Source organism: Marinobacter sp. tcs-11 (assembly GCF_002049515.1).
Lineage (GTDB): Bacteria > Pseudomonadota > Gammaproteobacteria > Pseudomonadales > Oleiphilaceae > Marinobacter > Marinobacter nauticus.
The window spans coordinates 1-13,272 of record NZ_LLYU01000007.1; the positions used below are offsets into that span (position 1 = coordinate 1).

The following is a 13,272-nucleotide window of genomic DNA, read 5'->3' on the forward strand; positions in this document are numbered from 1 at the left end:
CAAGGGCACGATCCAGGGCTATAACGGCGTGGCCACGGTGGACAAGAAACACCAGGTCATCATCGACGCCCAGGCCTTTGGCGAAGGCCAGGAACACCACACCCTGCAACCGGTGCTGGAGAGTGTCGAAGCTCGGTTCAGGAAGCTGGGTATCGCCGACAACATTTACCAGCAAGGCACCGTCGTTACGGCCGACACCGGCTTCGCCAATGAAGCCAACATGAAGTACCTGCACGAACGGCAGATCAACGGCTACGTGCCCGATAACAAATTCCGCAGTCGCGACCCGAAGTTCCAGAACCAGAAAGACAAATACGGCAAACGCCATCAGAACCAGCCAACCACGGGCCGGAAAGACATCATCCCAGCCCGTGAATTCCAGTTCGATCCGGTGAATCTGACGTGCATCTGCCCGGCAGGCAATGCCATTAGCTACCAAGGCAAACGCAAAGCCGAGAATGGCAAAATCCGGGTGCATTTCGAAGGTCGTTTGCTGCAATGCCGGCACTGCACGAAGAAGCGCCAGTGCATGCAGAATCCGGCGTCCGCCAATCATCGCAAAGGTTCAGGAAGGCAGGTCTCGTTCACCATAGAGAACAAGCGCCTGCCCAACTACACCGACTGGATGAAGCACCGGGTAGACAGTCCGCAAGGCAAAGAGATCTACAGTCACCGGATGTCGGTGGTGGAACCAGTGTTCGGCAACATCGGCACGAACAAGGGCCTGAATCGCTTCAGTTTGCGGGGCAAAAAGAAGGTGCAGGGCCAGTGGCAGCTATACTGCCTGGTGCACAATATTGAGAAGCTGGCGAATTACGGGCGGATGGTGGCGTAATGCCGAGAGTGGAAGTCCCGGACGAGCATCTGCTGGACACCAGCAATACCGGATCCAGGAGCCCCAAAAGGCCGAAGCGGATGGCCGAACATCGAAATCACGGGAATCGGCCAGTTGATGGCCGCGATAAAAATTACAGGAACCAGGCCTTTGGAATGACTCGGAATCGGGTTTTTCTACAGCCTCGTTGACGTTCTTCTCTGGTCGTCGCATTCTGCATCTGCTGCATGGTCTGGTTCATTCGATCCATGTTCTGCTGCATTTGCTGAATCCGTTCCTGGTTCATCATTCCTGCCTGACTGCCCTGCCCGGATCCACCCTGGGCAAAGGTAGCGAGTGGCAGCGAAATCAGGGTGGCACAGACCAGCGTTCTCAAACTGTGTTTCATGACTTTCTCTCCCCGTTGTGACTGTTCCATCAATAACAGAAAGAGCGAATGCCCTTTTGATGTGCGTCAGATTCAAGTATAGGCAGTGTTCCGTAGTTTACTAATCTTGGAGGCTCCCGCTAATGGGTTTAGAATCGCTGCCTAATCTTCCCCGGGGTTCAGGATTCCAAAATGCCGATTCTTGAAGCTGTTCTGATTGCTGTTGCCATCTTGGCGCTGCTCGGCGTCATCTTTGAAGAAGTCATTCACGTCAACAAGGCAAAAACCACACTGTTCTTTGGCACGCTCAGCTGGGTTCTCCTGTTTCTGTTCAGTTCCGGTGTAGACGAAACCGCTGCAGTTTCCTCTGGCCTTTCGGAAAGCATTGCCGAGATCGCCGGGTTATGGCTGTTTCTCGTGGCGGCGATGACATTTGTGGCCTACCTGAACAAGAAAGGCATGATCGAAAACATGATCTACCTGATCATGCCTCGTCAGGTCACCGAGCGGCGATTGCTGTTTCTGACCGGTCTGTTCTGCTTCGTGTTTTCTTCCCTGGCCGATAACATCACAGCAACACTGGTTTCCTGCTCCCTGATTCTCTCTTTAAGCCTGGATCTGAAGAAGCGGTTACAATTTATTGTTTTGGTTGTATTTGCAGTGAACTCCGGCGGCGTTTCACTGATCACCGGCGATGTCACCACGCTGATGATCTTCCTGGCAGACAAAGTGGAAATCCTGACGCTGCTGACACTGGCCATTCCCGCTTCAATCACGGTGTTTTTGCTGGCCGTGCTTCTTTCTGGCGGTCTGTCCGGCACCGTTACCCTGAAAGCCAGTTCCAATGAAGTCCGAACCGTAGACGCGGTAATCGCGGGCCTGTTTCTGGTTACAATCATTGCCACCATTACTGGCAACGCGTTATTCAGTATTCCGCCAGTGCTGACCTTCCTTTTTGGTCTTTCCATCATGTTCCTGGTGTCCCGCTTCATGAGCGACGACTCGGATCTGGACCCGATTCTCGAATACATCCGGGTTATCGAGTTTGAAACCCTGCTGTTCTTCCTGGGAATCCTGCTTCTGGTGGGTATGCTAAAAGAAATTCATGCTCTGGATTCACTGGTGGCAATCTATGATGTCATGCCCCCGGTGTACGCCAACTATCTGATGGGCATTTTCTCCGCGGTCATCGATAACGTGCCTTTAACGGCCGCACTGCTGAAGTCCGGTATCGACATGAGCCCCGGGGAATGGATGGGGCTAACCTATGCAGTTGGCGTCGGTGGTTCGTTGCTGGTAATCGGTTCTGCGGCGGGAATTGTAGCCATGAGCAAAATTGAGGGGCTCACGTTTGTGGCTTACCTGAAGTACGCGCTACACCTTCTGGCCGCGTACACAGTGGGCTATGCCGGGGTCATTCTGCTTGGCTCTGTGATGAACGGCTAACGTCGAATGCCTGCGAGGTCCCGCCCCGCAGGCATTGGTTATCTCATCGTCAGAAGTTGACCTGAACGCCCAGGCCGATGCCATCTACGGTAATATCATCGTCATCGTAGTAACGCATGTATTCGAGGTTGCCTGACAGGTTCTTGGCGAACTTCACATTCAGGCCGGCACCGTACGAGAAATCGGAATCATCGTCTTCCACTGAGCCTGCCTCAGCTTCAATACGAGTGAAACCGAAAACAGCGTAGGGTGTTACCGGGCTCTCGTTCACCACGTTCACCGTGCCGTAACCACCGAAGAAGTTGTCGATTTTAACGTCAACGCCGGCAATCCGATCGTCATCCACACCAAAGCCCGCTCGGGCCTCAACACCGAAATAGTCCGTAGCCATAACGCCGACCTTGCCAGACAAGGTGCCGGTGTCGGCTTCTGCCAGGCCATCGAAATCGGTTTCCATGAAGGTGTAATTCAGGCCGGCGTAGAGCCCGCCAACACCGGATTTATACATATCCTGGGCAGAAGCAAGCCCAGCCAGGGCCAGCCCGGCGAAGGCAGTTGATGCAACAAGAACCTTTCTTGTGGTCTTCATAGTCTTTCTCCCTGTTCATACAGGCCTTCACGGCCTGACAGTAAACGTGCATCAGTCCGACGATTCCCGCCATAGGTGCGTTCCGTATTTACCCATTTTTTACGCCGATTTAATTCCGGGTTAATACTTCTGTCCGGGGCCTGTTTCCTTGCGGTTAAGCAAGCCCGCGGGTATGCTGACGCCGTCTTTTTGTCAGCTGGCTTGAGCGTGCCTTGAGAAACCTAGCCCCTGTCGTCTTCATTGTCAGCGTCATGTTTATACTTCTGAGTGTTTTCATGACGTTACCGGTACTGCTGTTGGCTGCCACCCCTTCCGGTGCACCCAATGCCATCGCGTTTGCCGAATCGGCGGCTATTGTTTGCGTGCTTGGTGTTCTGGGGCTGTTGCTGACCTACCGTGAACCCCGCGAACTGAAACCGCGCTATATGTTCGTGCTCACGGTCTCCAGCTGGTTTGTCATCGCCCTTCTATCTGCCCTTCCCTTTTACCTGAGCGATAACGACATCTCGGCGGCAGATGCGTTTTTTGAGGGCACTTCCGGTATCACCACCACGGGGGCTACTGTGTTCACCGGCCTGGACACGATGGACAAGGATCTGCTGCTCTGGCGCTCGATCCTTCAGTGGCTGGGCGGTATCGGGATTATCGGCATGTTCGTTGCCGTGCTGCCTTTCCTGCGGGTAGGCGGGATGCGCCTGTTCGCTACCGAATCGTCTGAGTGGACGGAAAAGGCTCTGCCACGCATGAAGACTCTCAGCCGGGGCCTGCTGTTGGTGTATCTGGTGTTTTCCGTGGTTGCGGTTGTCACCTACTGGCTGTCTGGTATGTCTTTGTTTGACGCGTTCAACCATGGCCTGACCAGCATCGCCACGGGCGGTTTTTCAACCTCAGATTTGTCTATGGGTAAGTTCAGCGATCTTATCCTGCTGGAAGCCACCTTTTTCATGATCATCGGCAGCCTGCCGTTCTTCCTGTTTGTGCGTGAAATGCACGGCCAGCATGGGGTTCTGTTCCGTGATCAGCAGGTTCGCCTGTTCCTGGGAATACTGTTCGCGGTGCCGGCCATGCTCACGCTCTATCGCTGGTGGGTTTCCCCGGTACCCTTCGACCCGATTCACAATTACGCAGCCACGCTTTTTAACGTGACGTCCGTTGTTACTACCACGGGCTATGCGTCTGAAGATTATTCCGCCTGGGGGCCTCTGGCCTTTGTGGTGTTCTTCTTCCTCATGTTTGTGGGCGGCTGCTCAGGCTCAACCGCCGGTGGCATGAAAATCTTCCGGTTCCAGCTATCGCTGATCATTCTGCGAGAGCAGTTAATGCGGCTGTTGCACCCACGGGCCGTATTTACCCGTAACTACAACGGCCGTGCCGTCAGCGACGAAATCATCTCCTCGATGATTGCCTATACCTTCATCTTCCTGTTGTGTCTGCTGGTGATCACCGTGTTGCTGGCATCCCTTCAGCTCGACTTTGTCACTGCACTTTCCGGCGCCCTCACCTCACTGACCAACGTTGGTCCCGGCCTTGGCGATATCATTGGCCCCGCCGGGAACTTCTCGCCTCTGCCCGACGCCGCCAAGTGGATTCTGTCAGTGGGCATGCTGATGGGGCGTCTGGAAATCCTGAGCGTGGTGATCGTGCTCTCACCGGGCTTCTGGCGCGGCTGATCAGCGTAGCCAGAGAATGTGAGCGTCTTCCAGGGGCAGGTTTAGCCTGGGTTCATGAATGCGGATGCGTGGAGTGAAATGCTCTAGCGGGCGTGGTGGCAACGTGCAGTAATATCGGTACGTCTGTTCGGCTTCCTGTAGTGGCCCGCTGAACGCCATAGACTGCACCAGGCGTGGGCCGAAGTTTGAGGATTCTGCCACCAACTCTACGGCGACCAGTTCCGGGCTCAGGCCATCCAGATACACATCCAGATCGAAACGCAGTTTTTGGCCTTCCTCCCGGGCGTCCATTGCGCCAAACCTCAGGCGTGGCCAGTGTCGGGCTATGGTTTCTTTCACAGAAACAAGTTCGTCAGCACCTGCAGCGGTGCGCTCCGCGCCCTGGGCCACCATGGGCAGATAGAAATCCGTGACATATTCCCGAACCATGCGGTTGGCCGAGTATCGTGCAGTTAATTCGTTCATGCTGGCCCGGATTCTCGCCAGCCAGTTGGCCGGTAAACCCTGTTCATTACGCAGGTAGAATTCCGGTACAACCTGATTCTCCAGCAACTGATAGAGTTCTTCGGCATCAGCCTCATCGTGTTTATCCGTCTGGCTCAACTCCTCGAAGGTGGCTCCCGGCCGAATGGCCCAGCCCAGCTCCGGCTGCCAGGCTTCCGCCCACCAGCCATCATACTGCGACAGGTTCAGACCGCCATTTACCAGCACCTTCATGCCGCTGGTACCACAGGCTTCCCAGGGGTGGCGCGGGCAATTCAGCCAAACATCCACGCCCTGAATCAGTTCGCTGGCCACCGCCATGTCGTAGTCTTCAATGAATACCACGCGCCCCTCTACTTCCGGCAGGCGGGTGAACTGCTTCCAGCGTTTGATGATGTCCTTGCCTTCGTTGTCGTGGGGGTGGGCCTTCCCCGCCAATACAATCTGCAGGGGCCGGTCCCGATTGCTGAGGAGTCGGATCAGTCGTTCCGGATCTGTCAGCAGCAAATCCGGGCGCTTGTAATCGGTAAAGCGGCGGGCAAAACCTAGCGTCAGAGACTCAGTATCCAGAAGCAGACCACACGCCGCTTCCTCGCTGTTGCCGTAGTTGTGCTCACAATGCTGGCTCTGCAGTCGCGCTCGCAGGTAATACACCAATCGATGTCGCTGGTTTCTGCGCATCTGCCAGAGATCATGGTCAGTAGTCTCTTTCAGCGGGCAAAGGTCCGTCATAGGCTGTCGCCAGCGGTCCTGGCCACAGGCCGACGTCCATAATTCGTCCGCCTCCGGAGAATCCCAGCTTGGGGTATGCACGCCGTTCGTAACGTATTCTGCTGGCACATCGGCCGCCGGCCAGCGCCCGAACCAGGGCTGGAAAATGGATTGGGTGACCTGTTTGTGAATCTGGCTGACACCGTTAAAACGCCCGCTCATACCCAGCGCAAGCCCCGACATGTTCAAATCGCTTGAACCACCATTGGCAACGGTCAGTATGGTCTCCAGCGGCTGGCCGATTTCCTGCAACCAGGGCTCCAGGTACAATCGGGCAAGTTTCGCCGGGAACCGGTCAAAACCAGCAGCTACTGAAGTGTGGGTGGTAAAAAGGTTGGTGGCTCTGGTTGCCAGCCGCGCCACTTCAAAACTGGTCTCATTCTGCTGTTGCCAGTGCACCGCGCGCTCAACCAACGCCAATGCGCTGTGGCCTTCGTTAATGTGGCACAAAGCAGGTTTGCGCCCCAATTGTGCCAACAAGCGCCAGCCGCCAATTCCAAGCACCATTTCCTGTTGCAGGCGTTTTTCCGGATCGCCGCTGTAGAGTTCGCTGGTAATACCCCGGTCGCCCGGCTCATTCCGGGGGTCATTACTGTCGAGCAGCAACAATTCACAGCGCCCCACCTGTCCTTTCCAGGCCCTCAGGCGAACCGTACGGCCGGGAAAAGGTACGTTTACCCTTGCCCATTCTCCGTTGCTGTCCCGTAACGGATTAACCGGGAGCATGGTCGGATCGTTATAGGGGTGAAACTCCAGCTGTTCCCCCTCAGCGTTCAGGGCCTGTCGGAAATAGCCCTGCTGGTAGAGCAAGCCCACGGCTGTGACCGGCACACCCAGATCGCTGGAAGCCTTCAGGAAATCCCCGGCCAGTACGCCCAGGCCGCCGCTGTATAACGGCAGGGATTCCGACACCCCATACTCCATGCAGAACCAGGCGACACCGCCGGCCAGCTGGTTGCCGCAGTTTTCAGAATACCAGGTCGGGCACTGGTTGAAGGCTTCATGGCGATTCAGTTGTTGCTGGTACCGGGTCAGGAATTCCGGGTCTTCGGCCAGCTGTTGCAGCCGCTCTGCCGAAGCGCTGTTCAGCACCAGCCAGGCGTTGTGGGTTGCCTCCCAGATTTCTTCATCGAGCTGCCGCCACAACTGATCACATCCGTGGTGCCAGCTCCACTGCAGATCCAGTGCAATCGCCATCAGCCCAGACAACTGTGCTGGCAGGGCCCTCATGGTATACGCGGCCAGAGTCATGGGGCTTCAGCCGTTAATGCGCGGTATAGCCGCCGTCGATAACCAGTTCGCTCCCGGTCATGAATTTGGACTCATCAGAGGCGAGGAAAACAATGCCCCAGGCAATGTCGTCCGGCTCGCCCATATGGCCAAGAGGATGCAAAGCAGCGGTGGCTTGTTTGGCAGCTTCAAGATCCTGGCCGGTGGTTTTCAGGTGGTTTTCGACCATCGGGGTCCAGATAAAGCCCGGATGCACAGAATTCACCCTTATGTTGTCCGGGGCATAGAGCATCGCATCGGTTTTGGTCATCAACCGGACGGCGCCCTTGGACGCATGGTATGGAGGTGCGTCCGGTGCGCCGATCAGGCCGTAAATGGAAGACAGATTGATGATGCTGCCGCCGCCGGCCTTCTTCATGTGACGAATGGCGTGTTTGGTGCAGAAAAACACCCCTTTTACGTTAACCGCCTGTACCTTGTCCCATTCTTCCTCGGTCACTTCGTGGGTTGGCTTGTTGGCGCCGGAAATGCCGGCGTTACTAACCACGACGTTTAGCGTTCCGAAGTGCCCGGCCACACCGTCCAGAGCGGCTTTTACCTGCTGTTCATTGGTCACATCGCAGTGCCAGTAACCAACTTTGTAGCCTTTGTCGCTGAGTGATTTGGCGAGGGTCTCGCCTTCGCTATCCAGGCAGTCAAGAATGCCAACGGCAGCGCCCTCTTCTGCCATACGTTCAACCGCCGCTTTGCCAATGCCCAGTGCGCCGCCGGTTACCGCAGCTACTTTGCCTTCAAGTCGTGCCATGTCAGTCGTCCCTTACAGAGTCAGTTCTTGTCTTTATTGAAGTCAGTGCATTTGCTTACGAAGTCGCCCGGCAAGAAGGTCTGTAGAAGCCTGTTCCTGCAGGCAGGCAATCAGTTCAGAAATTGTCAGCGCATCGTTCTCAACGCCATCAAAATCAACCCCCAGTCCGCCATCATCAGTCCGAACCACATGGGCGCTCAGTGTGCAGTGCCCCCGCTCCGAACGTTCCGGAAACCGGAAGGACAGTTCGATCGTCTGGTTCAGCCTTACATCCGAATAATCGGTCGCAATAAACAGACCACGTCGGGATGCGTCCCGGATCATACCAGTCGCTACTGGCATGCCACGTTTGTAGACCAGAATGGGCAACCCGCCTTCTACCCGTTGGCTTAGCCGGTGTTCCATGCCGTTTCCTCCTGTCAGCTTGCCGAGTGGATACCGCAACTCCTCCACTTTACACCTGATCAAATATTAACCATCTTGATTCTGATCAAGAAGGTGACCACTCGGCTATCGACCGTATAGGTTCACAATATTTCTCAGCCCTGGCAGGTCGATCCTCGCTCGATAATCCTCGGGTAAGGTCCATTTCCAGTTACCCTGGATCGTGCCAGGCGTGTTGAAGCGTGCCTCGGATCCGAGAGCCAGAAGATCCTGTATCGGGACGATCACCAGTCGTGATACCGAGCCCATCGCAGCCTGTATCACGGGCCATGGCATATCCGGGCCGTTAATCCTCAGATACCGGTTAACATGCTCCCGGGTTCGCTCATCCAGGCTCTGGTACCAGCCCAGTGTGGTGTCATTGTCGTGGGTGCCGGTATACACCAGATCCCATTCCTTGTGGTTATGCAATAGATGGGGGTTGGCGGCGCTGCCATCAAAACCGAATTGTATGACGGTCATACCCGGTAACCGGAAACGGTGTCGAAGGGCTTCCACATCTTCCCCGATGATGCCGAGGTTCTCGGCAACCAGCGGCAAACGGGGTAACTCCCGGAAGCAGGTTTCCAGAAAATCATCGGCCGGGCCCGGCACCCAGTAGCCATCGACCGGGCGCGGATTCTCCGCCGGAATCTCCCAGTAAGCCTGCAGCCCCCGGAAATGATCAATTCTAAGGAGATCGAACCGTTCCTGCTGGCTGGCCAGGCGCTGCACCCACCAGTGGTATCGGTCCTCCGCCATTCGCTGCCAGTCGAATAGTGGGTTCCCCCAGTGCTGACCCTCCGGCGAGAAATAATCCGGTGGCACTCCGGCAATCACCCTTGGCTTGCCCTCACTATCCAGCTTGTAGAGATGGGGCGCCGCCCAGACATCGGCGCTGTCGTGGGCCACAAAAATGGGAATGTCGCCAAACAGCCAGATTCCCCGCTCGGCCGCATAATGGCGCAATGCTGTCCATTGTTCGAAAAACAGGTACTGCTCCAGGCATACCCGTTCCAGTGTACTTTGGTGGGATTCTCTCAGGGCTTCCAGGGCGGCCGGCTTGTGATCCCGCAGGTCGTCGGGCCAGTCCAGCCAGTTCACGCCCGGAAACGCCTCTCTGGCTGTGATGAACAGCGCAAAATCATCCAGCCACTGATGGTGCTCCAGAAAATTCTGATAGGCCTGTGCGTTGAGGGCTTCTGACTCACGATAGCGACCGGCATGGAATCGCTGGCTGGCATGTTCCAGGGCTTCGGTACGGGTAAAGGCGGTAAGTTCCTGGCTATCGAGAAGACCGGGCGCCACCAGTTCCTCAAGGTCGATCAGAACGGGGTTCCCGGCATGGGCCGAGAGCGACTGGTACGGCGAAAGGTCTGCATGAGTGGGCCCCAATGGCAGTGTCTGCCACACCGTGATGCCTGCCTCGGCCAGAACATCCACAAACTGCCGGGCAGCGGCGCCCAGCTTGCCGGAAACGCCAGGTAATGCGGTCGGGTGCAACAGCACACCGGCACGCCGCCTTGCCAGAACCGGATTGGATGGCATTTCTACAGTCATGGATCGGCCTCATGCCCCGGCCGCATGGCACCGCCCTTGGCGGGCTCCCCTCCACCCTGGCTCAGGGGCTGGAACAGGCTGGACGGCGCCGGGTAGCCAATGCGCTCATAAAGGTTGGCCAGGTGCCGGCGATACAGCTGCTCGAAATCCCGAACCACCGCTGCCGGGTTGTAATCGCCAAACCACCAGAACCAGTCCGAGCCTTCACACAATCCGAGCTGATGTGTGGCCGCCTGCTTCTGATCTGTGTTGAGGGAGCCATTATCCAGCGCCCGGTCAAAATGCTGCTTGGCCTCGCACAGCAGGTCCCAGGCCCGGTTTTTGTCGGGGTCGCCTATCCAGGTGGAAAAGGTTCCATAAATCCAGCTTCCAGCCACCAGTTCCGGGAGTTGCACAGGCTCTGTGTAATGCTCTTCCTGAAGGGTCGAATAAGTGGTCAGCCGCAGTTTCGGGTGTTTCTCAAGTATCCGGTACAGCTCGTCGAGAAAATGGAAGCCGTTCTCCGGGTAATACTCCCAGGCGTTCTCGCCGTCCAGAATTACCGAGATCACCGGGTTCTTGCCTTCTCTGGCAATGTTTTCCATGTGATGCACCAGGTCGCCAACCGCGTCCCTGGCGTGCCAGTCGGCATAGGTAAAACCAATCAGATCGGATAACCCATCGTCACGAAAAAAAGCCGTTATATTGGCATCAGTAAACCGGTACGGCTGATGGATGCTGGCACCTTCAGGCAAGGATTTGTTCGCCCTGGCCTTGTTGATGCTGTTATTGATGACTGAATCACCGGAAGCGGTCCATCGAAAGCCTTGCTCGCCGAGCAGCAGCAGCGTGGCCTGGCTCAACCCACCTTCAGAGGCCCAACAGCCCGCAGGTTCGGTGCCGAAAAAGCGCTTGAAGGCTCGCCTACCCTCGGCCAGATGCCAGATGGCCCGCTCTTTCCCCCCTGGATAGTGGTCATGCTCCGGAAGTACGATTTCTGGCATCGCTTCTCGGGCGGCACTGAAATCCAGCAGCAGAGGCACGATGGGATGGGCCCAGGGGCTCATGGCCAGTTCCACCTGGCCGGTATGCGCCAGGTGGCGGTAGCGCGGGCCTATGCTGGCCATCAATTCTGCGATCACGTCCAGCAATGCCTCGCGATCGTCCAGTGTGTACTGATGGGCCTTTTCCTGAAGGCTTTGTACCACGCCATGTTTGCGGCGCACGGTTTCCGCCATCCAGCCCAGGTGGTGCCACACCAGCAGATCGGCAAGAAACTGGGTAGAAATATAGCGCTGAATGTTGGGCCGGGTTCGGTATAGTTCGGCCACTTCCGCCAACCGGGCATAGGCGGGAAAACGCTTGATAATCCGCTCGGCGTTCGCCCTCAGGCACTTTTCCATCAAATCCAGAAATGCCGGTGAGCCGGGTTCCGGCAGCGACGGATCAACCAGAGCCGCAAGCAGAGGATCGCCGATGGTTTGCCCTCCATGGCGCCATCGCTCAATGTGGTACAGATAGGTCTCAATCTGTTCCAGTAGCACCGGCGCGAAGTTCACTACCGCACGGGCATCCGGGTGGGCTTCCAGGTGCGCAGCCATGTCCACGTAATCCTTGATGCAGTGCAGATAGACCCAGGGGAACAGGAACTGCCCATTGCTGTGATCCTGATAGTCCGGCTGGTGCATATGCCAGCAAAGTACCACCGGAGTGCGGCTGTCAGAGGCCATGGGGATAATCCTGCCCGAGCATCTCGGGAGTGATCAGCACAACACCTTTAGACGACACGTGGAAGCGTTTTTCGTCTGCTGTCCGATCAAAGCCAACCCGGGTGCCCTCCGGAATCCGACAGCCGCGGTCAATCACCGCTTTGCGAATGTGGCAATCGCGTGCAATGTCCACGTCCGGGAAGATGACAGCATCCTCCACCTCACTGAAGGAATGCACCCGTACCTGGGAGAACAACAGCGAGTGGCGAACGTGAGCGCCAGAAACGATGCAGCCGCCGGCCACCATGGAATCGACGGCCGTGCCCCGACGGTTGTCATCATCGAACACGAACTTGGCCGGCGGTAACTGTTCCTGGTAAGTCCAGATCGGCCAGTCCGAATCGTACAGATTCAGTTCCGGGCTGATACCGATCAGTTCCAGGTTGGCCTGCCACAGGGAATCGATGGTTCCGACGTCTCGCCAGTATGCTACCTTGTTGTTGACTGGATCCCGGAACGGGAAAGCCGTAACCCGAAGGCGCTTGATCACCGAGGGAATAATATCCTTGCCGAAATCATGGGAAGAGTTACCGTCCATCTTGTGATCCCGCAGCAGTTCATCAAACAGAACTTTCGTGCTGAACACGTAAATACCCATCGAAACCAGCGCTGTCCCCGGTTTACCCGGCATAGCCTTGGGGTGGGCCGGCTTTTCCTCGAATTCGGTAATGCGTAAATCTTCATCCACCGACATCACCCCGAACGCCGAAGCTTCTTCGACGGGCACCTCAATACAGCCCACGGTAATATCCGCCTCCTGTTCCACGTGGGCAGCCAGCATGGTGCCGTAATCCATTTTGTAGACATGGTCACCTGCCAGAATCAACACGTACTCCGGCTGGTGGCTGCGAATGATGTCCAGGTTCTGCAGCACGGCGTCTGCTGTGCCCTCGTACCAGGAGGTCTCAATGCGCTGCTGGGCCGGCAACAGTTCCACAAATTCATCCAGCTCCCCCCGCAGGAACCCCCAGCCGCGCTGAATGTGACGGATCAGTGAGTGGGATTTGTACTGGGTAATGACGCCTACCTGGCCAATGCCGGAGTTGATGCAGTTGGACAACGGGAAATCGATAATCCTGAACTTACCCCCGAAGGGAACGGCGGGCTTGGCTCGCCATTTTGTGAGGTCGTGCAGTCGTGAGCCCCTGCCGCCAGCCAGCACCAGGGCCAGGGTTTGACGAGTAAGGCGACTGACGAAACGCTTGGCGGTTTGCATAGCAGCTTCCCTGTTTAAACCGGATACGCGCCGACACAAATTTGACGTTTGTTCTTTCAGAAAAACACTATCATTGAATTATGACGTACAATTGTCTTAGGTCATATTTTGTACAAACGCAAAAACGAT

The 13,272-nt window shown here is 56.4% G+C and carries 11 protein-coding genes; 3 read left to right on the forward strand and 8 right to left on the reverse strand.

What is annotated here, in order from left to right:
- Positions 1-835, forward strand: an 835-nt coding sequence (locus ARC85_RS09455; RefSeq protein WP_286714744.1) for a transposase, incomplete at its 5' end; no start/stop codon positions are given.
- Between the two features lie 133 nt (positions 836-968).
- On the opposite strand, the gene ARC85_RS09460 is transcribed toward ARC85_RS09455, so the two are convergent.
- A complete protein-coding gene (locus ARC85_RS09460; protein WP_286714745.1) occupies positions 969-1,223 on the reverse strand; it encodes a hypothetical protein in 255 nt (84 codons plus the stop codon).
- Between the two features lie 171 nt (positions 1,224-1,394).
- On the opposite strand from ARC85_RS09460, the gene nhaD reads away from it, so the two are divergent.
- Positions 1,395-2,648, forward strand: coding sequence for a sodium:proton antiporter NhaD (gene nhaD, locus ARC85_RS09465; RefSeq protein ID WP_228223621.1), 1,254 nt, complete (start codon positions 1,395-1,397; stop codon positions 2,646-2,648).
- 49 nt (positions 2,649-2,697) lie between these two features.
- Here the strand turns inward: nhaD and ARC85_RS09470 are convergent, their stop codons facing one another.
- Positions 2,698-3,237: a porin family protein gene (locus tag ARC85_RS09470; RefSeq protein ID WP_011784914.1), complete on the reverse strand. Its 540-nt coding sequence runs from the start codon at positions 3,235-3,237 to the stop codon at positions 2,698-2,700.
- A gap of 251 nt (positions 3,238-3,488) precedes the next feature.
- Between ARC85_RS09470 and ARC85_RS09475 the strand changes: the two genes are divergently transcribed.
- Positions 3,489-4,907, forward strand: a complete 1,419-nt coding sequence (locus tag ARC85_RS09475; protein WP_011784915.1) for a TrkH family potassium uptake protein — start codon at positions 3,489-3,491, stop codon at positions 4,905-4,907.
- Here the strand turns inward: ARC85_RS09475 and glgP are convergent, their stop codons facing one another.
- The 6 genes from glgP to glgC form a co-directional block, all read right to left on the reverse strand.
- Complete coding sequence (gene glgP, locus ARC85_RS09480; protein ID WP_113880065.1) at positions 4,908-7,412, reverse strand: alpha-glucan family phosphorylase; 2,505 nt, start codon at positions 7,410-7,412, stop codon at positions 4,908-4,910.
- Between the two features lie 13 nt (positions 7,413-7,425).
- Positions 7,426-8,196 (reverse strand): SDR family NAD(P)-dependent oxidoreductase, encoded by a 771-nt coding sequence (locus tag ARC85_RS09485; RefSeq protein WP_113880066.1) that lies wholly within the window; start codon positions 8,194-8,196, stop codon positions 7,426-7,428.
- A gap of 42 nt (positions 8,197-8,238) precedes the next feature.
- Positions 8,239-8,601 carry a PilZ domain-containing protein gene (locus ARC85_RS09490; RefSeq protein ID WP_113880067.1) on the reverse strand — a complete coding sequence of 121 codons (363 nt, stop codon included), beginning with the start codon at positions 8,599-8,601 and terminating at the stop codon, positions 8,239-8,241.
- A gap of 105 nt (positions 8,602-8,706) precedes the next feature.
- Complete coding sequence (gene malQ / locus ARC85_RS09495; RefSeq protein ID WP_113880068.1) at positions 8,707-10,179, reverse strand: 4-alpha-glucanotransferase; 1,473 nt, start codon at positions 10,177-10,179, stop codon at positions 8,707-8,709.
- Complete coding sequence (locus ARC85_RS09500) at positions 10,176-11,888, reverse strand: glycoside hydrolase (RefSeq protein WP_286714747.1); 1,713 nt, start codon at positions 11,886-11,888, stop codon at positions 10,176-10,178. The genes malQ and ARC85_RS09500 overlap by 4 nt, the downstream gene beginning before the upstream one ends.
- Positions 11,878-13,143: a glucose-1-phosphate adenylyltransferase gene (glgC, locus tag ARC85_RS09505; RefSeq protein ID WP_113880070.1), complete on the reverse strand. Its 1,266-nt coding sequence runs from the start codon at positions 13,141-13,143 to the stop codon at positions 11,878-11,880. The genes ARC85_RS09500 and glgC overlap by 11 nt, the downstream gene beginning before the upstream one ends.
- Between the last annotated feature and the right edge of the window lie 129 nt (positions 13,144-13,272).

What these genes read in the sequence shown, in the direction of transcription:
- ARC85_RS09460 (WP_286714745.1), bottom strand. Translation starts at nt 1,223, where the DNA reads ATGAAACACAGTTTGAGAACGCTGGTCTGTGCCACCCTGATTTCGCTG.
- nhaD (WP_228223621.1), top strand. Translation starts at nt 1,395, where the DNA reads ATGCCGATTCTTGAAGCTGTTCTGATTGCTGTTGCCATCTTGGCGCTG.
- ARC85_RS09470 (WP_011784914.1), bottom strand. Translation starts at nt 3,237, where the DNA reads ATGAAGACCACAAGAAAGGTTCTTGTTGCATCAACTGCCTTCGCCGGG.
- ARC85_RS09475 (WP_011784915.1), top strand. Translation starts at nt 3,489, where the DNA reads ATGTTTATACTTCTGAGTGTTTTCATGACGTTACCGGTACTGCTGTTG.
- glgP (WP_113880065.1), bottom strand. Translation starts at nt 7,412, where the DNA reads ATGACTCTGGCCGCGTATACCATGAGGGCCCTGCCAGCACAGTTGTCT.
- ARC85_RS09485 (WP_113880066.1), bottom strand. Translation starts at nt 8,196, where the DNA reads ATGGCACGACTTGAAGGCAAAGTAGCTGCGGTAACCGGCGGCGCACTG.
- ARC85_RS09490 (WP_113880067.1), bottom strand. Translation starts at nt 8,601, where the DNA reads ATGGAACACCGGCTAAGCCAACGGGTAGAAGGCGGGTTGCCCATTCTG.
- malQ (WP_113880068.1), bottom strand. Translation starts at nt 10,179, where the DNA reads ATGACTGTAGAAATGCCATCCAATCCGGTTCTGGCAAGGCGGCGTGCC.
- ARC85_RS09500 (WP_286714747.1), bottom strand. Translation starts at nt 11,888, where the DNA reads ATGGCCTCTGACAGCCGCACTCCGGTGGTACTTTGCTGGCATATGCAC.
- glgC (WP_113880070.1), bottom strand. Translation starts at nt 13,143, where the DNA reads ATGCAAACCGCCAAGCGTTTCGTCAGTCGCCTTACTCGTCAAACCCTG.